The sequence below is a fragment of the Psychrobacter sp. JCM 18902 genome (assembly GCF_904846615.1).
Lineage (GTDB): Bacteria > Pseudomonadota > Gammaproteobacteria > Pseudomonadales > Moraxellaceae > Psychrobacter.
This window is the reverse complement of sequence record NZ_CAJHBK010000001.1, coordinates 2827477-2851161: the sequence shown is the minus strand read 5'-3', so window position 1 is coordinate 2851161 and position 23685 is coordinate 2827477. Positions and strand designations below refer to the sequence as shown.

Sequence of the window (23685 nt, the reverse complement as noted above, 5' to 3'; positions counted from 1 at the left end):
TACGACAATGAAAAGACAAACCTACACTCCTGAGATTAAAGAACGCGCCGTTCGCATGCTGATTGAAGCATCAAGCGACTACCCCTCCACATGGTTAGACATTCAAGCTATCTCATCTAAAATTGGCTGCACGCCTGAAACCTTACGATCATGGCACAAGAAGCACATAGACCAAACCATTCCTTCCTAAGTACAATCTCAAAGCCAAGAGCAACGTATTAAAGAGCTAGACCGCTAAATGAGATAATGGTTCAGTTTATTGACGACAACAAGCATTTTTATGGGATCGAGCCAATCTGTAAGGTACTACCGATTGACCCATCTATCTATCAGCGTATTAAGGACTTAGAAGATTGCCCTGAAAAGCGCTCATTGCGTAGTTAGCATGACGATTTCTATATCAGTAAGATTAAAGGTATCTGGCAGGACAGTAAATTCCGTTATGGTGTGCGTAAAGGCTGGCAACAGATGAAAGCTGATGGAATATGTGTTGCTCGTTGTACCATTGAACGATAGTGAGACAGTATCAATTGCAAGGCATTTGGCGCGGTAAAAGCAAGGCCAAGGATGTAATTCATCATAGCGATAGAGGAGTGCAGTATTTGTCTATCCACTACACTACTAGTATGACTGACTCTGACATTATCGCTTCTGTCGGCACAACTAGTGATTCGTATGACAATGCATTAGCTGAAACGGTTAATGGCCTTTATAAGCCTGAGGTGATTCATTATTTAAAGCAGAACTGGACTGGCGTAAATGAGATTGAACTGGCAATCCTTGAATGGGCAGACTGGTTTAACAAAACACGACTGCATAGCACGATTGGTTATGTATCGCCTTTTGAATTTGAAAAGCGGTATTATGATAGTTTAACCCTGTTAGGCATAGCTGCCTGACTCAAGTAAATCAACCTCCGATAAAGTCGGGACGGTTCAGAACGAGCTAGGCGCTTTAACTGTAGTAAGACAGGCATACACACTGCTTTAAAGCGTCTTGGACTCAGTCAAAAAAAAGACCTTATAGCATCCAAAAACCTGTCCAATAAAAAGGGCAATAAAAAGGGCAATATAACAGAATAAGCCTGTTAGCTTTACGCAGCAAGGCTTTCCCATTATTTTTATGGATAAAAGTGGCTTTGAGGCTGTAACCATAAGACCTTACGGATATGCACCTATCGGTAAACCTGGTATTGATCGCTACAAACTGGCAAGCAAAAAAGCGTACTAATGTCATTGGTACGCTCTATGAAAAAATGCTGTTTGCGCTTGATTACTTTGAGAAAAACATTAATAGCAGCATATTTTATCATTGGTGCAAACACACGTTGATCTCAAGCCTTAAGACTAAATGCATGATTGTTATAGATAATTCTAGATTTCATAAGAGCAAATACATTCAAAAGCTACTGAATAGGCATGGACATCGTATTTTTTGGTTGCCACCTTACAATCCTGATCTAAATCCCATCGAGAAAAAGTGGGCACAGGCAAAATTTCTACGCCAAAGTTGGATGGAGAATGATTTACCTAAACTGTTTCATGATATGGGCTGTACTAATTTTATTGTGAACTGACTATATTCAGTGGAATTAAATATTTCTTTTATCATAATTGGTAGAAATAGGCGTTTGGCTAGTCAATACTTTACCTGTAAAAACTGCTAACACCTTGCCTACTTTAGCAGAACCAGTTAAGTTAAAATACAAAAATGGTGCTCTAATGGGCTTATCATACATAGATACTGCTTTAATAGACTCTTTATGATTATTAATGTTAGATAATGATATGTTTGAAACAATCTCACGGCCTGCGCCGTTTGGTTTAGTTGTAACGCTAATAATATTGTCTATCGGATATTCGCCGCTCGGTGCAAAAATATATAAATCATCTAAAACGTACCAGCCATTTGCGTTAACTTGCATTACTTGCTCACCAAGTTGGGATAAATCCAATTCTAAAAATGCCCACCCATCTTGACTTACTACGATTTCGGTAGGACCATGAGTACCATCAGGCGATGAAATTGCAACGCCTGCACCATGTAAATTGATGTAATTTGATAAAATTGATGTATCACAACTTGTATTTGATTTGACGCTTCCATTTTTGCTTATCCATTTCATAATCACACACCCTTTCCATCAAAGTATCTATACAATACAGCATTTGCATCCTCGAGCCTTTTTCTTACCCTGCTATAACTTAGCATACTTGCAGGCACATTTGACTCTACTGATTCAATCGCCATTTCAGCGCCCGCTAATGCTACATTGCTTAAAGATGGCTCAAGACGTATAGCATTAAAAGCTCCATTAGTAGCAGAAATACACCATATGGATATTAAGTTATCGCATACACCCGGCTCTGTAACCATTGCTGACATTGGTATTCCAAAATAACGATAACGCTCTAGACGACCCTTATGTGAGCCATCATCAGTTTCGAAATATGTTGCCTGATAGTCACCGTCACGAATGGATTTACCGTTTGACGTTGCTATTTGTTGTATGTATTTACTATCCATAAAATAGCCGCAAACTGCCACTTGGTCAGCCCATCTACTTTCATTCAATACGTGTTTTTCGTTAATGACTGATGCACCTTGCAAATACCGTCCGTTTCTTTGATATAATTCATGCGACCAACCTGGAACCCCAATGTAATCATTTTCAAAGTTATTATTAGTCAAGCCAATCTCTGCCATTCCATCACGAATTTTTTTAGGTACTTTTTCCGAATGTGCAAATGTATGGAAACGACCGAGCATCTTATACATTATCTGTTCACGTATTTCTTTTCGCCTAGCTTCATCTGTTGTGCTTGCATATTCCCATGTTAAAGGTCCACCAAAGTCAGCACCATTGGTCGCAAATTCATCTAAGTATGCCAAGCGTTCAATTTTTGATTTACTATAACTTAGCCAAAACTCTTCACGTTGTTTTGTTGTTGCTGCTTCATAATCAGGCATCACTTCTCTACAATACATATCATTATAGACTACTCTTTTGAAAACCCTGAAACCTAGTAGTTTATTATATAATGATCCATTACGATTAGCGTCTAAAATTTCATCTTGAAAATCATTTTCATTATAATTCGGGGGTGCTGGCCATCCAACGGACCGAGCAGGGTCATTAGTTACCATGAGTCTGAAACCCATGGCCATTGCACTACCCTCTGTTGAGGTCTCTACAAACTGTGCCCAGTTCATAAGATCACCATCCTCATCAGTTAAATCTTGTTTAAACTGCGGCTCATCATTAATAAGTCGTCCAGCTGCTATTTCATGAAATAAACTTTTTGGCTGCCTACCAATTCCATGTTTTACGTTAGCCTTAGCAATCAACATACCAGAATATGAACCATCAATAAAAACAGAGGCTTTAAATTTGTTTTGAGCAGTAACTATCTCTCTAATTTTTCCAAAGTTATTACTATCTGCAAGATAACCTCCTTTAGATAAATAACCATCCCTAGCAACTGAATAGATAGACTCACCTAGAAACAACTCAATGTTATCTTCGGCCATTATTGTCGCATCAACCCATTCTTTAGCGTATCTTGCAGGAAAATTCCACTTCAATCGAGGCGTTGTATATCCTGTTTTTGCGGACATAGCATCTGCAAACTCCTGAGCCTCACCCCACCAAATACGAACATTGGCTGCATCAGTGATACCAAGACCACCTGTAATCATGCCGCCTAATTGCTTTTCGGGAGCCACAATAGCAACCTGTTTACCTGTTCTAGCAATTCTTAGTGCACAAACACAAGCCGAAAATGTTGCGCCATATATAACTACATCTTTATTAATCGTATCCATTATGCCTCCAAGATTTTATTAAAAGGTGTTGAGAACTCTATAACAGCAGATTGGATCGGAGCTTTAGTAGATAAGAACTATGACAAACTTCTTTTATGAGGGTAACCCGTTGTAAGTTAAGTAAAAAATCACAGCTATGGCTACTAGAATTTTTTATAGCTGAAGCAACAGCTCAGACAGCTGACGAGTTACTCAACATTCAGCTTAATGCTGTTTATTATAAAGTAAGTTTAATTATGGACCATAATCTAAGCAACTTAAAGCTATGAAAAGATGGTGTAATATTTACCTTTTATCTGTTGTGGTTCCCCGATTAATTATCACAATACATAGGTCGATTAGTAGAATCTCTGATGCTAGAGTACCCAAATCCTTTTGTCACTTTAAAATTCTATTATACTCCATATCTTAATCTAAACTTTCTAAAGCTAGCACTCATACAAAACTGGTTTTATGGAAATAACAGTCTACCGCTGAAAAAAAATTATTAATCTATTCTAATATATACTGTCACAAAAAAATCAGCATGATGTCAATCTTACTTATTATCATCATAATATAAGGGTAACCTTAGATAATTTTATTTATCTAAGGTTACCCCTTATATAAAGTTTAATTTTACTCCTATGAGTCAATACTATTAGTCGATTTTATTTTATAAAGTTATATATATGACAATGGATTATTTGATATATCATCAAGTAATACTTTTCGAAGTTCGTCAATTAGACTCCTATCAATAAAATCATCGTCAACAACTGCACTTTCTATTGATGACTTTGTAATTATTGAACCAAAATCAACATGCAATTTTGGCTTAATACCTACGCCTTCATAAAAATCTTTATACTTTATACCGTCACCATGAACAGATTTTTCTTGTTCAGTAATATCAATTAATCGACACGGTATCTTATAAGATAAACATAGTATCATCACATGTAATGAGGTAGTCACAACTGCTTTGCAAGCAAATAGTTGATCAATAAAGTTTTCAATATCATTTTGTGATGAAAGTAGAATGTTAATATCACGAATATCACTATCTATAGTTAAATCACTATTTTGATGTATAAAATGCCTAACTAAGCCGTACTGTTTTTTATCATTTCCTTTAATCTTTCTTGGTTGATATAAATCTGGCATTAATATAGCTGGATCCCCAAAAACTCTTGGGCTAGTGCCACCTGATAAACTGATTGCTTCTGCAGTATATGGCCCTCTTACCGCCAAATACCGCGCGTTCTTATTCATATCAGTATGTCGTGCACTTATTCCAGTGCCCCAAGCCGTGTGATGATCAGAAATAAATTTACCAACCGATCCTAGACTAATTACTTTCGCCTTCGGAGGAGGAGCATACTTCACGGATCTTTTCGCTACCTTACTAAGAATATAAGGCGATAACCAATCTCCCATATTCCCTGGTGCTGGTCTTATCCACCAATTTAAAAGTATAGGGTTTTCTGAAAATTCATAGTTCGTTAGAGATTTGACCAATTCTCTCTCATTTTCAGTAAATCCTTTTCCAAACGTACATACAGGATCAAAAATATCTTTTTTATCAGTTCTGGCAATATTAATTAAAGTCGGTAGAGACGCTTTTTTATCTTTCTGGACTATTAGTTTTGTTGAAACTGTATTAGCAGCTACTGAATGCTGTATAACCTTACCTTTATAGTCTGCAACGTTACCGCTATCTCCAAATTTAAAGAAAACACTATGACTTCTAGATTCAACTGGATTGAATTGTGATTTGTTTCCTCTAGAAGACATTTCTCCGGGAATCTCAAAAACACTTAAAGCCGACCCAAACTTCCTCCACGCCTCTTCAAAAAAATAATCGTCAGTTGCCTTCAATGTTGGCATTTCAGTTTCTAAGTCTGAAGCGTATTTGAGCATATCATAACAAACTTGAGATGATGATTTAAAAACAAAAAAGCAAGGCTCCCAGTGTCTAGTTCTATTTTTCTCTAAGTGTTTACTATGAGGAAAACCTCTTCTAAACGCCATAAAGTCAACATCAAAATCGTGTATAAAAGATGGAAGATAATTAAGGTTACAATCGACATCTATCCAAACTACTTTCTTAAACTCTTTTCTATGTTTGCTAAAAAGCGTGTAATAATAATTTACTTTTTTTCTACATATGTCTGGCCATGCCAAATTATCTGGTATATTAATGGGTTGAATATCGTGCTGTATACCTAGCCAATTAAGCTCTTTTTTAAGCTCATTAGCTTTTTCAGAATAATATTCATCCGTAGTATAAAAACTAATAACTATTATATCGTCTCTTTCACGATATTTAGGACTTTCAGGCCTATCTAATTTATAAAGTATTTTATCTTTATTATGAGAAACTTCTACCATATCCATAGCTTTATTCGCTAATTCGTTTGGAGAAGAACTATTAAGAAGATTTAAATATGTTATCCATGCATCTTGATCTGATATACTTTTAATAATTGCATATCTAAGAGAATCTGATGATGCACGCTTTATATCAGATTCATTAAAAGATGCATTAACGTTCATGAATAGTAACAGTGAGTATCCAAGCCTATCGAAGATATGAAAGTCAGAAAACGCTTCAGGCAATACAGTTACTCGATGTAATAGATGATACTCTTTGACCTTTTTTAAAATTGATGCAGTATCTTCTGATAGTAATAAAAAATGAATGGATACTTCATTCTCTTGCTCAATTAGCTTCAATATATTATTGAATGAGTCTTTCTCTGAAACAGAAACAATAGCTAAACATTTAATAATATCAATATTATTACTTTTTTTATAAGCCATATACCTTTCTGAACGCTCATTTCTAACTTTCTTAGCACTATGTTCTTCATAATTACTAGGATTGTGATATATAATCAATTTAGGATCATAAATAATCTCATTATTTTTAACTAATGATTTGCACTTCCTCGTTAAGTCCTTTCCTTCATGAGCAAACATAAGCGGGTCAAATCCTCCCGCAGCCTCAAATAGCGTCTTCCTAATTAATAAGTTACCCTCAATATTTAATTCTGAAGACACGATATTAGAGCCTAAATTATAATGCTTAGGTGTAGTTAACTTAGGGTCTTTAGGATAAATCAATCCTCTTGCTGCATGTCTACGCTTATAATTTAATTTTAATGTCTCAAGACATTCCGTTTCAACTTCAGCATCATCGTCAATAAAATATAGCCAATCCCCACTGGCTACAATCGAACCAATATTTCTTGCCGCCGAAGGTAGTATATTGCACGATAAATTAATTATGGATGTTTTGAAGCCACTAACCAAACTCTTAATATCAATTAGTTTTACAGAATTGTTAACTATTATAAGCTCTAATTTATCATTGTTGGATTTACAAACAGATCTAACGCACTTATAAAACTCCTCTATATCATTGTATTCGGAATAAACTATGATAATAGATGTATGTACATCTGATATATTAGTAACCGAATATATATCAGAGTAGATTTTCCTTATTGATTTGTTATAATCATTCAAATTCTTGATTGCCTCACCAAAGTCTTCTTGTTCGTAATTTGATAATGCGAATAACAAGCTACTAAACTTGTCTCTAGGGATTTTATATTCGTTAATCATAATATCACTCTTATCTTAATGTTTTTTTAAATAGTATTACTTCTTTAACTATACGAATAGGCAATCCTAAAGTTTTAATTGGTGATTTTTTGCTTTCAACAATTACCTTACCTATCTTATAGGATAAATGACTTTTAACCTTTTCAGCTTTGTATGAGTCCTCATAATCTTCAAGATCAGGAAGACTAGGCGCGTCACTATTTTTGAAATCTTTATACTCTTGAATTAATTTGGTAGGCATCTTTATGATACTAGTAATATTTTTACTATTATTAATCACTGTATTACCTAATCTATATGGTAAATCCTCTTTAACTCTATCCACTGCTCCATAATATTTAAAATTATTATTGCTATTAGATCGACCTTTCAAATATACCGGCCTTAAATTTTCATTTTTAAAATATAACATCTCTAACTCTTCTTGAACTTGATTAAGCTGCTCAATAAGTAATTTACTTTCGTTATCAATACATCTATTTACTTCTGATATTTCCTTCGAATCATTGTTACTCAACTCGCTCTCAATCAACTCAATCTTTGCTTGCAATTGATTTATCTCAGCTTGTAGTTGCTTAATTTTATTATCCTTAGTTGAAATTATACTATCCTTATTTTTAACTAAAGATGATTTTTCTTGTTCAAGTTTACTTATAGTACTTTCTAAATTTTTAGAATGTAGACATTGCATTATATAGTTTAGTGAGTCTACTAAAACACCTAGGTCTGGGGCTTTAGATTTGTAAATAACATCACTTTTCTTCATAGTAGCTTTACTAAGCAAAGTATTAAAAACTCTTATTGCTTCTGGATAATTCTTCAGTATTTGATCTATGATCATATCAGAAGCTATATTTGAGTACTTCTTGTTACTGAACTCAGTAGTTTTCGACTCTTTCCTTTGAACTTGCCAATTTTTTTTCAACTCTAAATTATTAGTGATATTACTCAGATGGGAGCTAAATTCTGAAAAATACTGTATTGCACTGTCACCCTCTACCAATATTAATCCAACATTTTCAGATTCAAATACTTTCAACATATCTTCATGATAATTTACCCAATCATTAATTAATCTATCTATCTCTGTAATAGTAAGCTCTTCAAAGTTAATGAATTCAAAAACTTTCTTAGGATGATCAAATACAAGAATAGATCGAATATCAGGATTAATATGCTGCCAATATTCTAAGGTAGTTATATTCTTTTCGGACGCCCAACCCCAATGCTTAAAATCCAAATTAGCCAGTAAAAAATCAGTCATGACATTATCAGCCATCTTTTCATTACCAAGTGAGATATCTTCTCGTGATAATACCTTATAAAGAGTCTCTGAAACTTGCTCAGGAGTCATTTCGTGAGTATAGCTATTGGCAGGTCTACTCAAGCCTCTCTCATATAGTTTTTCCATCAATTGCTTGGATTTAGAAGTTTCATGTCCAGTTTGCACGATAATACTCATATAGGTTTCCTTTGTAAGTAACAGAATTGATAGATCTAATAAGTTTATTTACTTATAGCCATTCGGACTTTGTCTTTGCCAGCGCCAGCTATCTTGGCACATGTCGATGATAGATAGTTTTGCCTCCCAGCCTAATAGCTCCTTTGCCTTATCAGCACTTGCATAGCAACTGGCAATATCACCAGCACGGCGGGAAGCGAACTGATAAGGAACAGCCTGTCCAGATACCTTAGAAAATGTAGATATCAACTCCAATACAGAAGTTCCTTTGCCAGTTCCTAGATTAATAGGTAAAAATCCTACTGAGTATTCTTGGTCATTCTTATATTCGTTTAGACTAATTTTCTGCTCTAAATAGTTCAGCGCAGCAACGTGACCTTGCGCCAAATCCGTAACATGGATAAAGTCACGTACACCTGTACCGTCTACGGTAGGATAATCATTGCCAAAAATATTGAGTTTATTAAGCTTGCCAACTGCTACTTGCGAGATATAAGGCATCAAATTATTAGGTATGTCATTAGGGTCTTCGCCAATCTGCCCTGACAGATGTGCCCCTACTGGATTAAAGTATCTAAGAGGTATCAGGTTCCAGCTGTCATCAGATACGGCTAGGTCTTCTAATATGTGCTCAACAGCCAGCTTGCTCTGACCATAGGGATTGGTACAAGAGCGCTTTGAGTTCTCATCGATAGGTAGCGTTTCGGGATCACCATAAACAGTCGCAGAGGAAGAAAAAACGAGGTTTTTGACATCATACTCAGCCATCACTTGTAGTAAGGTAATGGTGCCACTGACGTTATTATTATAATACAGGAGTGGTTTGGCAACAGATTCACCAACCGCTTTTAAGCCAGCAAAATGAATGACACTAAAAAAATCATGTGCAGCAAATACTTTTTTAAGTAATTCAGCATCTCGTATGTCGCCTTCGATAAACTCAATAGGTTGACCAATGAGATTTGAGACACGATTGATTGCTTCACGACTACTATTAGACAAGTTGTCGTAAACTACAATCTCATACCCAGCTTCATGCAGTGCGATACAGGTGTGTGTGCCAATATAACCTGCACCACCCGTGACTAGTATCTTGTTTTTCATAAATTTATTTTTGAGACAAAAAAAGACACCCCATTGTAGGGGTGTCTTTGTTTCTTTGCAATGCAGTTTTGGTAGTTAAACTGTAGACTTATGCCTATCTTACCAACCAGTAACTTCTTTTAGCTTCTCGCCAAGCTTAGATGGGTCACGCGTATACGCGATACCAGCATCTTCAAACGCTTTGAATTTCTCTTCAGCAGTACCTTGACCACCAGAGATAATAGCGCCAGCATGACCCATACGCTTGCCTTCTGGAGCGGTAACACCAGCGATATAACCAACGACTGGCTTGGTTACATGGTCTTTGATATAAGCGGCTGCTTCTTCTTCAGCAGTACCACCGATCTCACCGATTAGAATGATCGCTTCAGTTTGTGGATCTTCTTGGAACAGTTTCAACGCATCAATTTGGTTCATACCAGGGATAGGATCACCACCGATACCGATACAAGTTGACTGACCAAAACCAAGCTTAGTGGTCTGAGCAACGGCTTCATAAGTCAATGTACCAGAGCGTGAGATGATACCCACTTTACCTGGCAAATGGATATGACCTGGCATGATACCAATTTTGCACTGACCTGGCGTGATAACACCTGGGCAGTTAGGACCAACCATGCGTACGCCTTCAGCTTCTTCGATATAACGTTTTGCTTTTAGCATGTCTAAAGTAGGCACGCCTTCAGTAATAACGATAATCAATTTAACACCAGCATCTACCGCTTCAACGATAGAATCTAGTACGAATGGTGCTGGTACATAGATAACAGAAGCGTCAGCTTGGGTCGCTTCCATAGCTTCTGCCATCGTGTTGAATACTGGTAGGCCTAAATGCGTTTGACCGCCTTTACCTGGAGTTACGCCGCCAACGACTTTAGTACCGTACTCAATCGCTTGCTCAGAGTGGAACGTACCATTTTTACCAGTGAAACCTTGTACCAATACTTTGGTATCTTTATCGATTAATACACTCATTATTTATTCCTTGTATTCGGTTGTCTTGCAATAGCCACTTGATGATGTGTTATCCATTAAATGTTAATGATAAATTCATATCAACAAGCTGCTATTACGCGTTGACTACTATGCTTAAGCACATATATTTAGAGGACTATGCCTCAAATATATTAAGCTTTAACAGCATCGACAATTTTTTGAGCCGCATCTGATAGACCTTGGGCAGAAATCAATTTCAGACCAGACTCTTCTAGGATTTGCGCGCCTTTTTCAGCGTTGTTACCCTCTAGACGGACAACAACAGGTACTTTTACGTCAACTTCTTTGATAGCAGCGATAATCGCTTCTGCAATCATGTCACAACGTACGATACCACCGAAGATGTTGATTAGAACACCTTCAACGCTGCTGTCTTCAAGAATAATCTTGAATGCTTCAACAACGCGATCTTTAGTTGCGCCGCCGCCAACGTCCAAGAAGTTAGCAGGCTTGCCGCCGTACAATTTGATGATATCCATCGTTGCCATAGCAAGACCAGCACCGTTAACCATACAACCGATATTGCCTTCTAGAGCAACATAGTTTAGGTCAAACTCAGCCGCTTTAAGCTCACGCTCGTTCTCTTGTGTTTTGTCTTGTAGTGCTGCGATTTTAGGCAAACGATACAGTGCGTTTGAATCGATACCAATTTTGCCATCAACACAAACGATTTCGCCATTTTCACGAACGGCTAATGGGTTGATTTCCATTAGTGCAAAGTCATTTTCAACAAATGCTTTATAAGCACCCGTCATCAATTTAACGAACTGGTTGATTTGCTTGCCTTCTAAACCAAGTTTGAACGCAACATCGCGCGCTTGGAAAGGCATTAGACCAACTAAAGGATCAACGTGTACTTTGAAGATTTTTTCTGGGGTTTCGTTAGCGACTTCTTCGATATCAACGCCGCCTTCGGTTGATGCCATGAACGTTACGCGACGCGTAGAACGATCAACGACTGCACCAAGATATAGCTCAGTTTGTACTGGATACATATCTTCTGCAACCAATACGAAGTTAACTGGTTGGCCATCAGCGTCAGTTTGGAAAGTAACCAAATTGGTACCGATTAGCTCTTCAGCAACTTGCTTGGCTTCTTCACGAGTTTTAACCAGCTTTACGCCACCCGCTTTACCGCGACCACCAGCATGTACTTGCGCTTTAATAACCGCAATGTCTGTTGGCGTTTTATCAAAAGCAGCAGCAGCTTCGTCGCCGTTATAGGCAATTATGCCTTCTTGAATCGGCAGACCATAGCTTTTTAATAGCTCTTTTGCTTGATACTCATGTAAATTCATTGATTGTATCCTTTATTTTTTACAATTAATAAAAAGTGAAAACAAGTGCGCGTATATACATATTAGACAGGCATATGGCGCACTCATGACCGTGGTGGAAGCCATAACGACCCCACCGCGATCAGGTTATAAGTTGGTACTGATCAAAATAACGACTTATTTCTTACGTTTTTTACGCTGAATGGCGTGGATAGCACGGCCATCAGCAGACAGAGCAGCTTCATGCACGGCTTCTGAAATGGTTGGATGAGCAAAAGTCATCAACTGTAAATCTTCGATACTAGAGACAAACTCCATCGCAATCATACCCTGATGGACGATATCACCAGCACCAGCAGAGATAGCATGCATACCTAATAGGCGATCTGTTTTAGCATCAGCCACGACTTTGATAGAGCCTTCTGCTTCGCTTTGAGCCAATGCACGGCCGTTCGCTGCTAGGTTGAATGAACCTGTTTTAACTTCGTAGCCAGCGGCTTCAGCTTCTTGCTCCGTCAAACCAACCCATGCGATTTCTGGATGGGTATAGATGACGTTAATGATCGTGTCATAATTAACTTGGGCTTTTTCGCCATGAATGCGCTCAACGGCCATCATGCCTTCTTCCATCGCTTTATGTGCAAGCATTGGACCGCGAACTAAATCACCGATGGCATAAACACCATCAAGATTGGTTTTACATTGATCGTTCACGTCGATAAGACCACGTTCAGTCAATTGAATGCCGCTGTCATCACCAAGCAGTTTCTCAGAGTATGCACGGCGACCAACACAAACGATCAGTTTGTCGAAGCTTTCTTCAGATGACTCGCCTTTGGTTTCGCTCGTGACAACAACTTGATCGCCTTTGACTTCAGCATTGGTTACTTTGGTATCAACGCGGATATCAAGACCTTGCTTCTTCAGCATTTTGCCCGCTTCTTTAGCGATGTCTTTATCAGCGGCTGCTAAGAAACTTGGCAACGCTTCATAAACAACCACTTCAGCGCCTAGACGACGCCATACTGAACCAAGCTCAAGACCGATGACACCAGCACCAATCACGCCTAAACGCTTAGGTACAGCAGTGAAGTCAAGGGCGCCAGTAGAGTCAACGATACGATCGCCATCAGTTTTAGCAACTGGGATATCGATCGGCACAGAACCTGCCGCAAGAATCACGTTTTTAGCAGTGATGGTCGTTTCTGCTTCATCTGCAAGGGCAGTAAATTTAACTTTTTTATCAACGCCTTTACCATCAACCAGCGTACCCCAGCCTTGTAGCCAGTCAACGCCATTACCTTTTAATAATGCTGCAACGCCGCCCGTTAATTGCTTAACGATACCTTCTTTACGTGCAATCATTTGCTCAATATCAATAGCAACGTCACCAGTGCTGATACCATGTTCAGCAAGGTCATGCTTAGTCGCTTCGTAACGATGCGAGCTATCAAGTAGGGCTTTTGATGGGATGCAACCAACGTTCAAGCAAGTGCCGCCAAGTGCTGGCTCACCTTTATAAACACGCTTTTCGATACAAGCAACGCTCATACCTAACTGACCTGCACGGATAGCGGCTTCATAACCACCAGGACCGCCGCCGATGACGACTAAATCATAATTGTCTTTCATAGTACGTTCCTATTTCTAATTATCGTTCTAATTGTAAATATCGTTTAAACTGAGGATTGTCTCGTTAATAAATAAGCCATGTTTTGGTTCAAATTTTCTCACTTTACGGTAAATACACCATATCAGCGAAGCATTCTTATTTATTAATAAACAACGAGCACCACTGTTTAGACTAAAGTTAAAAAGCTTGTATCGGCGGTTGCCAATACAAGCTTAAAAGCTTACAGGTCTAGTAGCAACATGGCTGGATCTTCAACCAATTCTTTGATGGTTACTAAGAACTGTACCGCTTCTTTACCATCAATCATACGATGGTCATAAGACAATGCAAGATACATCATCGGTAGAATTTCAACTTTACCATCAACAGCCATAGGACGGTCATTGATCGCATGCATACCTAGGATAGCTGTTTGTGGTGGGTTCAAAATAGGCGTTGACATCAATGAGCCAAATACACCACCGTTTGAAATAGTGAAAGTACCACCAGTCATGTCATCTAGACCAAGTTTACCTTTTTGAGCCAAGCCACCAAGCTCACGGATACGGCTTTCGACGTCCGCCATGCTCATGCGATCAGTATCACGTAGTACGGGAACAACCAAACCACGATCAGATGATACAGCAACACCGATATCGTAGAAACCATGATAAACAATGTCATCACCGTCTAGTGAAGCGTTGACTGCTGGGAAGCGTTTAAGTGCTTCGGTTGCCGCTTTCACGAACAATGACATAAAGCCTAAACGTACGCCATGACGTTTTTCGAACTGATCTTTATATTTAGCGCGCATGTCCATTAATGGCTTCATGTTCACTTCGTTAAACGTCGTTAGCATCGCCGTTTCTTGTGAAGCTGCTAGCAGACGATTGGCGACTGTCTTACGTAGACGCGTCATTGGAACACGTTTCTCAGTACGCTCACCCATTGATTCAGCTACTGGACGGCCGCTATCAGATTTGATGCTGCTGTCTGCTTTCAATGTTGGGTTAGCCATATCTGTTTTGGTCACACGGCCGCCGCGACCACTACCTTCCACTTCTTTAGGATCTACGCCAGACTCTTTCGCTGCTTTACGTACCGCTGGGCTTTGATCTTTATGATCCGCTTCGTCTTTTTTATCTGTTGCTTGGACAGGCTCGCCACCATCTGCTGCTTGCTTGGCTTGTACTGGCGCTGCTGGTTGATCTGGATCTACCGCAGGAGCATTATCTGCACTGGCGCTTGCACCAGCTTCGAATTGACCAATGATCTCGTCAGACAACACGGTATCATCAACCTGCTTAACGATTTTGGTCACAACGCCGTTATCAGGCGCCACAACTTCTAATACGACTTTATCAGTTTCGATTTCAGCCAATAGGTCATCACGATTGACTTGCTGACCTTCAGTGACATGCCACTCAACGATAGTACCGTCGGCAACTGATTCTGGAAAAACGGGGGCTTTGATATCAGCCATCGATATACTCCTTAGATTGGGATATTCATATTTGTTATTAAGTCGTGATAGGCAGTCAGTGCCATCTTGCATAGCGATCTTAGATAATACTATCTAGATTTTATTACAACATACTGACTGTTATCGCCTGATTCATTTATCTTCAATAATCTGTTACTTAGCCAACTCATCGACACTGATACCAAGACCACCAGCGATCAACGCTTGCTGCTGTTGAGCATGCAGTTTTGGTGACCCTGTAGCAGGTGCTGCACTCGCAGGACGCGCCACTGGCTCCATGACTTTCGCCTTGGTTGGGTGTGGTACGACGATACGGAACATATGCGGTGCTAAATAATACCAAGCGCCTTGGTTCAGCGGCTCTTCTTGTGTCCAAACGATCTCAGCCAAGTTGCTGTATTTTTCAATCTCAGCCATCAAACGCTGCTCTGGTAATGGGTAGAGCTGCTCAATACGAACAATAGCGACATGATCTAGACCTAATGCGCGGCGCTGCTCAAGTAAGTCGTAATAAACTTTACCACCACAAAGCACCATACGAGTGACTTTGTCTGCATTTTGGTTGTCCATCTCTGGCAGTACCGTTTCAAACTTACCATTCGCCAGCTCTTCAAGATTTGAAGTGGCTAGCTTATGACGTAGTAAACTCTTCGGTGACATGACAATCAATGGCTTACGAATTGGGCGAACTGCTTGACGACGTAGCGCATGATAGATCTGCGCAGGTGTCGTTGGCGTTATTACTTGCATATTGTCTTCAGCACATAGCTGTAAGAAACGCTCAAGACGAGCAGATGAATGCTCAGGACCCTGACCTTCAAAACCGTGTGGTAATAACATAGTTAGACCACAAACGCGCTGCCACTTGGTCTCACCACTTGAGATAAACTGGTCAATCACCACCTGCGCGCCGTTGACGAAATCACCAAACTGCGCTTCCCAAACGATCAAGGCATTTGGTACTGTCGTTGCATAACCATATTCAAAGGCTAATACCGCTTCTTCTGATAACAATGAGTTATAAGTGGCAAAGCGGGCTTGAGTGTCACTCATATGAGCCAATGGCACATACATACTGCCATCATTGATATTATAGATTTCGCTATGACGATGTGAGAAAGTACCGCGACCCACATCTTCACCAGTAATACGTACCAATACTTTATCGTTATCGACTAGTGATGCGTATGCCAACGTTTCAGCTGCACCCCAGTTTAATGGCTCTTCGCCTGTCTGCATGGCTAAGCGCTGCTCAACCACTTTTTGGACTTGGCGTTGTAACTTATAGCCTTCTGGCATTTCCGCCATACGACGTCCATACCCTTTTAGAATCTCGATATCGACACTGGTATCCCAATCATCCACCAAATCGTGACCTAAATAAGGTTTCCAATCGACGAACAACTCTTCGTTAGGCTCATTAACCAATGAGTTTGCAACATAGTCACCACGGTCTAAAGACTCACGATAGTCATCTTCATACTGCTTTTCTTCTTCAGCATTCAAAATACCGTCTTCGATAAGTTTTTGTGCATAAATCGTACGAGTCGTTGGTAGCTTCTTGATAACTGCATACATGAGTGGCTGAGTCGCTGACGGCTCATCGGCTTCATTATGACCATTACGGCGATAGCAGAACAGATCGATAATGATGTCTTTATCAAACTCATGACGGTAATCTAATGCTAACTGCGCGGCAAATACGACCGACTCAGGATCGTCACCGTTCACATGTAGGATAGGTGCATGTACCATTTTTGCAACGTCAGTACAGTACTCAGTCGAACGCACGTCTTCTTGACGGCTGGTCGTGAAACCGACTTGGTTATTGATCACAATATGTACAGTACCACCAGTGGTATAAGCACGGGTTTGTGACATTTGGAATGTTTCTTGAACCACGCCTTGACCAGCAAACGCAGCATCACCATGAATAACGATTGGCAATACTGAATTACCGCCTTTATTGTCTAAAAGTGGCTGATCGTTGCGACGCACCTGACGGGCACGTACAGAGCCTTGCAATACCGGTGCGACAATCTCAAGATGTGATGGGTTAAATGCCAAAGCCAAATGCGCTTCACCGCCTGGCGTCATCACATTCGATGAAAAACCATTATGGTATTTAACGTCACCTGAGCCTTTTTCTGGCTGTACTTTACCATCAAACTCGTCAAACAAGTCCGCAGGGTTTTTACCTAAGATATTGACCAGTAGGTTTAGGCGTCCACGGTGAGCCATACCAATGACCATTTCTTTAGTGCCATAACCGCCTGCACGTTGGATGATTTCATTGATAGCAGGGATAAAGCTTTCGCCGCCCTCTAGTCCGAAACGCTTAACGCCCGTATATTTACGTGCTAAATATTTTTCTAGACCTTCAGCTGCTGTTAGGCGCTCAAGAATAGATAAGCGCTTTTCTTTATCAAACTTGATGTAACCTAAGTTGGTTTCTAGATACTTTTCCATCCAGCGTTTTTCAGTACTGGTGGTAACGTGCATGTATTCAGTACCAATGTAACGGCAGTAAACACGTTCCATAATTTCGATGATTTCACGTAAAGGCGCTTCGTCTTTACCGATATTTAAATCATTGGTAGGAAATACGGTATCAAGATCAGCTTCTGAAAGATTATGATAAGCAAGGGTCAAATCTTCCACTTCTGCACGTGGATGTAGATTTAACGGATCAAGCTTGGCGCGGCGATGACCACGGCGACGGTAAGCTGAAATCAGCTGCTGTACACCCATTTGTTTAGGGTTAGCACAGTCGGCTAAGCCTGCATTTGCATCAGGCGCTTGAGTGCTGGCTTTGTTAGCAGTTTGGTTGCGAGCAAGCAACAAAAACTGTTCTTTAATAGCGTTATGCTGTGCATCGTTTGGCGATTTGTATTGTTCAAAATACGTCTGCCAATCGGTATCAACGCTATCAGGGTCGTTTAGGTACTGCTCATAAAGAGCTTCTATATAGCTGGCGTTGTCAGCAGCCAGTTCTGTATGTCCTAGGCTTGCGGCTTCTTTAGTTATACTATTCATAATAATCGTCTATTTGATAGATAAATGAATGGAATCGTGCTTATTATTGTGTAATCTGTTGTATGTGAGACATCTAAATACTTAATGCTATAAAAACTCAATCGTATTCTGTTCAGTACTGATTTATGAACCACACTTATTACTATAAAAGAAAAGTACGCTTATCTGTGCTTTTGCTTATGACGGACAGTGATGCTAAATAGTGATAATAAGTGCCATTACAGTACCTATATTAAAAATATAATTATTTGTGAACGTCCAGTTTTGTTATCTGACTCGTCTCACAACATTAATTTATATATACTGAAGTTAGTCATAACCAATTCATCAAAGATAAACGATCGATGAATTATTGACGCCTTAAGCTGGCCTATTATTTGGCTATCCTCACTGGAACGTCTGGTTATTTCCAAGCTATCATTACTTTTTTTATGGCAAACATACGTTGCTGTATAGAGTAGCATGACAGCGTTTCGCGCCATAGTTTGTTTGTTCAATACTAACTATTTAGGTAATGAATATCTACTATCATATTGAGTGCATTATTCATTCTACTACTTGTTTTGAATACTTATTTATCAGTAAGTTAAACATTAACGACTGATAGTGGTTTATCAAAACAACTAATTATTAAAATAATGCGCTATTCTAACATTTAACGTGGTGAATATCTCTGGCTGAATACTTTTTTCTAACACCAATTATATAGATTGCTGACGTATATATCATGCCTTCTTACATACAACCAACGTACTGATAGCCCAGCCTTACCTTTAACCATGTCGAATAATCGTCTCTATAAGTTCTATCTAACACTGAAAGACGATCAAAGAATCTCAGATATACTGCTCATAAAAAACACCACCTAATGATTAGGTGGTGTTTTTCGTACGCTATCTGCAAAAAACCAGACAATTATAAACGATTAACCTGCTTGGTCAATGAGCATATTACGTAAATGACCAATTGCTCTGGTTGGGTTTAAACCTTTTGGACAAACTGATACACAGTTCATGATACCGCGGCAACGGAATAGGCTAAATGGATCATCTAAGCGCGCCAAACGTGCTTGCGTATCACCATCACGGCTATCAGCCACGAAGCGATAAGCATGCAGTAGTGCTGATGGACCTAAGAATTTATCAGGGTTCCACCAGAACGATGGGCAGCTGGTTGAACAGCATGCGCATAGAATACATTCGTACAAACCGTTTAGCTTTTCGCGTTGCTCAGGTGACTGCAAACGCTCAGTTGGCGGCGCTGGCTGGTCATTGATCAAGTACGGATGTACTTTCTCATATTGCTCATAGAATTGGTTCATATCAACAACCAAATCGCGAACAACAGGTAGACCTGGTAATGGACGAACCGTGACTTTTTCTGGCAGAGTGTTCATGTTAATGAGACACGCTAGACCATTTTTGCCATTGATGTTCATGCCATCAGAGCCACAAATACCTTCACGGCAAGAGCGACGGAAGGTCAGTGTTTCGTCTTCCTTTTTTAGGCGTAATAACACGTCAAGCAACATACGATCTGAGTCTAGCAACTCAATCGTATACGTTTGCATGCGCGGCGCTGCGTCCAGATCAGGATCGTAGCGATAGATTTCGATGGTGCGAGTACCTCGGCTCATAATGCTAAACTCCACACGTAGGTGATGGCGGGCATACAAAGGTTGCAGCATATCAGCGCTATTGATTAGCCCATATTGACAGTAATTATCAAATATCAACTAATCATATTGTCACGCTGGCATGAGCATGTAGCTGGCGGTCACCTTTTAATAAATGAATAAAAAATAAAACGTTTACGCTGTTCGTATCGCTAAATTGCGCAGTCTAAAATTAATAGACGCGAACTTTCGGTTCGATATAATCAACCGTTAGTGGTACTTTACGAACTGGCTTATAAATGATGCGATTGCCTTCAGAATACCATAAGGTATGCTTCATCCACTCGTGGTCATTACGGCCATTTGGTGCGTAATCATCATCTTCTGGACGGTCATAGTCAGACACGCTATGAGCACCGCGGCTTTCGTGACGCATTGCCGCTGATACCATCGTCGCTTTGGCCACTTCATACAAGTTAGCCACTTCGAATGCTTCAATGCGCGCTGTGTTAAATACTTGTGATTTATCGGCCAAATGGATTTTTTCAATCTTGTCACCAAGCGCTAAAATCTTCTCAACGCCTTCGTCCATCATCGCTTGCGTACGGAACACACTCGCATGCGCTTGCATGGTCGCACGAATCTCGTCAGCCACGTCTTGGGCATTGTAGCCTTCAGTCGACTGTTGCAGCTTGTCTAAACGACCGACCGTATAATCTAGCACGCGTGGATCTAGAGGCTTATAGTTATGATCGGCATGATGGAATTCATCAACGATATGCTTACCAGCAGCACGACCAAATACCAATAGATCAAGCAAAGAGTTGGTACCTAAGCGGTTGGCACCGTGAACACTAACACAAGCACATTCACCGATAGCATAAAGACCTTTAACCACGTTGCCTTTTGCATATAGACCGTCTTCGTCCGTACCTGCTTCTAGATCAGGCGTGATTACTTGACCATGGATAGTGGTTGGAATACCGCCCATCATATAGTGAATGGTTGGAATAACGGGAATTGGCTCTTTGGTGATATCAACGTTAGCGAAGTTTTTACCAATCTCAAATACCGATGGCAAACGCTTCATGATGGTTTCTACACCCAAATGGGTCATATCCATTACGATATGGTCAGCGTTTGGACCACAGCCGCGACCTTCTTTGATCTCTTGATCCATAGAACGAGAAACCAAATCACGTGGTGCCAAATCTTTCACGGTTGGCGCATAGCGCTCCATGAACGCTTCGCCATCTTTGTTACGTAAGATAGCGCCTTCACCGCGGCAACCTTCAGTTAACAGTACGCCTGCACCATGAACGCCCGTTGGGTGGAACTGCCAAAACTCCATGTCTTGTAATGGAATACCAGCACGAACTGCCATGCCAATACCGTCACCAGTATTGATATAAGCGTTAGTAGAAGCGGCGAAGATACGACCAGCACCACCTGTCGCTAGGACAGTAATCGGTGACTGGAATACGGCAACCGTACCGGTTTCTTGTTCAAGCGCGATAACACCGTTGATATTACCCGCTTCGTCTTTGATCAAATCAAGCGCAATCCACTCAATAAAGAACTCAGTACCTTGCTGCAAATTCTTCTGATATAACGTATGTAATAGCGCGTGACCCGTACGGTCAGCTGCAGCACACGCACGTTGTACGGCTTTTTCGCCATAGTTCGAGGTATGACCACCGAATGGGCGCTGATAAATTGTGCCGTCTTCGTTACGGTCAAACGGCATGCCCATGTGCTCAAGCTCATAGACGACTTTAGGCGCTTCACGGCACATGTATTCAATCGCGTCTTGGTCACCCAACCAATCTGACCCTTTAACGGTGTCATAAAAGTGGAAATGCCAGTTATCGTTGCTCATGTTGCCCAAACTTGCGCCGATACCGCCCTGAGCCGCAACCGTGTGCGAACGGGTTGGGAATACTTTGGTCAAAACGGCAACTTTCATGCCCGCTTCTGCCAAATGTAGTGAAGCACGCATACCTGAGCCGCCGCCACCAACGATGACTGCATCGTAGTTTAGCGTCTTAATATTACTAATGGTATTATCTTGTCTAGTTGCCATTACGGTTTTCCTAATGCCTATTAATGCTTAGAAGTAAATAAAAAGGCTGTCTCAAAATCATCCTATTGCTGGACAAAACACTTTATTGTCTTGCCACTATTTGCAATTATCAAAGTGGATGACGCTCACAACCTTTAACCACCTAATTTGCATATCTATCGTTATATTGGGTTCGCTCACTGACTAAACCATAGCGCACCTATTATATAAGTGACTGGCTAAGTCAATGATGTCCAACGCTATGATTGGCTATGACTATTTTTGGCTACTAACGGATGACTTTGACATTTGCTAGTCGCGTCCGTTATTGTTTATAGATAAATCAAGTTACAGATAAATAAATATTATCAATACATAGTCTGTTCAATATAATATGGATACAAGGAGGGCGAGTCACCAGAACTACAAATAGTAGACTAAGCGAGCCTGACACCGTATCCAGATTATAGGGGATTGGCTATCGTTAAACAGCAACCACACCGAAACCAGTACCCCAAAAAATCATAATGCCCCAAAATAGAAACACTAAAATAGCGATAATCATCAATGACTGTAGCACTAAGCGTAGACCTGCTGCGCTTGAGCCCAATTTGCCAGTAGTGATATAGTCGGTGAACACGGTCCACATACCAACCCAAGCATGACCAGCTAGGGCAAGTACCGCCACCAAGCTAAATAGGCGCATAGGCAAACTGGTCATGAATGATGACCATTCAAGATAAGTAACCTCGCCGTGCGTCAAAAAGAAGCCCAGCAATACCACACTATAAACGGCTAAAACGACAGCGCTAATACGCTGGATAATCCAATCGCGTGAGCCTGAACCTGTCAGACCAGTCGCACTTTTGATTCCTGAATCATTTTTTATCATTAGAACATCACCCATACAAATGACGCGACAATTAGAATCGCTGCAATCACAAAACTAACCATAGACGCAGTGCGGCCAGATTTTAGCTCTTCGTTCATGCCCATATCAGCAAATAAGTGCTTGATGCCCATCACAAAGTGATAAGCAATCGCTGCAACAAATATCCATGCTAAAAAGCGCACAAGTACATTGTCAAATACGGTTTCAAAGCTCTCAGCCGAAGCCAATGAGTTCTGTAGTAACCACAGCATGACAGGAATCAATAAAAATAAAATAATGCCAGAGATACGATGCAAGATAGAGGCGATCGCAATCGGTGAGCGATTAACGCTAATCACTTGGCTTAAAGGCAGATCAATAGGTCGGTTGCTTTTCACAGCGGGCATCCTTTTTGCGGTTATACTCCTGTATCTGCTATCAACGCTTGATATCACTGATGTCGATTAAGCATTGAGCAACACACGAGACGAATAAAGTAAGGAAGAGCTAGCTGACTTCGTTTAGTTTGCGCTAAATATGAAGAAAGGATCGTGGGGTACAAGGTATTGATAAACTGTTTAATATCGCTCGTCAAATCGACAGGTCTATAAAACAACCCGTCTATTATACAACAAAGAAAATAAACATGAGTAAGATCGATTAACTAGTCTATTTTTACTGGTCATATCAATAAAGACAGCGCTACTCCGTCATCGATATCAATACAGCC

15 protein-coding genes, 1 pseudogene and 1 other annotated feature are annotated in these 23685 nt (G+C 40.1%); of the genes and pseudogenes, 2 read left to right on the top strand and 14 right to left on the bottom strand.

Going from position 1 to position 23685, the window contains the following annotated elements:
• The first annotated feature begins 7 nt into the window (after window positions 1-7).
• Together JMY05_RS11800 and JMY05_RS14075 are read left to right on the top strand one after the other, a co-directional pair.
• A pseudogene (locus JMY05_RS11800) lies at window positions 8-899 on the top strand (IS3 family transposase).
• Window positions 213-321, top strand: a sequence feature (AL1L pseudoknot). (Overlaps the previous pseudogene by 109 nt.)
• Window positions 900-1168: 269 nt before the next feature.
• Window positions 1169-1576, top strand: a complete 408-nt coding sequence (locus JMY05_RS14075) for a transposase (RefSeq protein WP_227678177.1) — start codon at window positions 1169-1171, stop codon at window positions 1574-1576.
• 15 nt (window positions 1577-1591) lie between these two features.
• Here the strand turns inward: JMY05_RS14075 and JMY05_RS11790 are convergent, their stop codons facing one another.
• From JMY05_RS11790 to sdhC, 14 genes are all read right to left on the bottom strand, one after another.
• Window positions 1592-2125 (bottom strand): hypothetical protein, encoded by a 534-nt coding sequence (locus tag JMY05_RS11790; RefSeq protein ID WP_045443120.1) that lies wholly within the window; start codon window positions 2123-2125, stop codon window positions 1592-1594.
• Between the two features lie 2 nt (window positions 2126-2127).
• Complete coding sequence (locus tag JMY05_RS11785; protein ID WP_201615199.1) at window positions 2128-3825, bottom strand: FAD-dependent oxidoreductase; 1698 nt, start codon at window positions 3823-3825, stop codon at window positions 2128-2130.
• Window positions 3826-4488: 663 nt separating this feature from the next.
• On the bottom strand, window positions 4489-7437 hold the full coding sequence (locus tag JMY05_RS11780; protein WP_201615197.1) for a polysaccharide pyruvyl transferase family protein: 2949 nt from the start codon (window positions 7435-7437) through the stop codon (window positions 4489-4491).
• A 10-nt stretch (window positions 7438-7447) separates the two neighbouring features.
• Complete coding sequence (locus JMY05_RS11775; protein ID WP_045443105.1) at window positions 7448-8899, bottom strand: hypothetical protein; 1452 nt, start codon at window positions 8897-8899, stop codon at window positions 7448-7450.
• 48 nt (window positions 8900-8947) lie between these two features.
• On the bottom strand, window positions 8948-10003 hold the full coding sequence (gene galE, locus JMY05_RS11770) for a UDP-glucose 4-epimerase GalE (protein WP_201615195.1): 1056 nt from the start codon (window positions 10001-10003) through the stop codon (window positions 8948-8950).
• Between the two features lie 99 nt (window positions 10004-10102).
• Window positions 10103-10978, bottom strand: coding sequence for a succinate--CoA ligase subunit alpha (gene sucD, locus JMY05_RS11765; protein ID WP_045455414.1), 876 nt, complete (start codon window positions 10976-10978; stop codon window positions 10103-10105).
• A gap of 152 nt (window positions 10979-11130) precedes the next feature.
• Window positions 11131-12297 (bottom strand): ADP-forming succinate--CoA ligase subunit beta, encoded by a 1167-nt coding sequence (gene sucC / locus JMY05_RS11760; protein WP_045443100.1) that lies wholly within the window; start codon window positions 12295-12297, stop codon window positions 11131-11133.
• A gap of 156 nt (window positions 12298-12453) precedes the next feature.
• A complete protein-coding gene (gene lpdA / locus JMY05_RS11755; protein ID WP_201615193.1) occupies window positions 12454-13908 on the bottom strand; it encodes a dihydrolipoyl dehydrogenase in 1455 nt (484 codons plus the stop codon).
• Between the two features lie 221 nt (window positions 13909-14129).
• On the bottom strand, window positions 14130-15371 hold the full coding sequence (gene odhB / locus JMY05_RS11750; protein ID WP_045443097.1) for a 2-oxoglutarate dehydrogenase complex dihydrolipoyllysine-residue succinyltransferase: 1242 nt from the start codon (window positions 15369-15371) through the stop codon (window positions 14130-14132).
• Window positions 15372-15524: 153 nt separating this feature from the next.
• A complete protein-coding gene (locus tag JMY05_RS11745) occupies window positions 15525-18407 on the bottom strand; it encodes a 2-oxoglutarate dehydrogenase E1 component (RefSeq protein WP_201615191.1) in 2883 nt (960 codons plus the stop codon).
• Window positions 18408-19332: 925 nt separating this feature from the next.
• On the bottom strand, window positions 19333-20043 hold the full coding sequence (locus JMY05_RS11740) for a succinate dehydrogenase iron-sulfur subunit (protein WP_201615189.1): 711 nt from the start codon (window positions 20041-20043) through the stop codon (window positions 19333-19335).
• A 211-nt stretch (window positions 20044-20254) separates the two neighbouring features.
• The gene (gene sdhA / locus JMY05_RS11735; RefSeq protein WP_045443095.1) at window positions 20255-22105 is read right to left on the bottom strand and encodes a succinate dehydrogenase flavoprotein subunit; all 1851 of its coding nucleotides are present in this window, start codon (window positions 22103-22105) and stop codon (window positions 20255-20257) included.
• Between the two features lie 463 nt (window positions 22106-22568).
• Complete coding sequence (gene sdhD, locus JMY05_RS11730) at window positions 22569-22973, bottom strand: succinate dehydrogenase, hydrophobic membrane anchor protein (RefSeq protein WP_227678233.1); 405 nt, start codon at window positions 22971-22973, stop codon at window positions 22569-22571.
• 2 nt (window positions 22974-22975) lie between these two features.
• On the bottom strand, window positions 22976-23362 hold the full coding sequence (gene sdhC, locus JMY05_RS11725; RefSeq protein WP_083475612.1) for a succinate dehydrogenase, cytochrome b556 subunit: 387 nt from the start codon (window positions 23360-23362) through the stop codon (window positions 22976-22978).
• Window positions 23363-23685 lie beyond the last annotated feature (323 nt).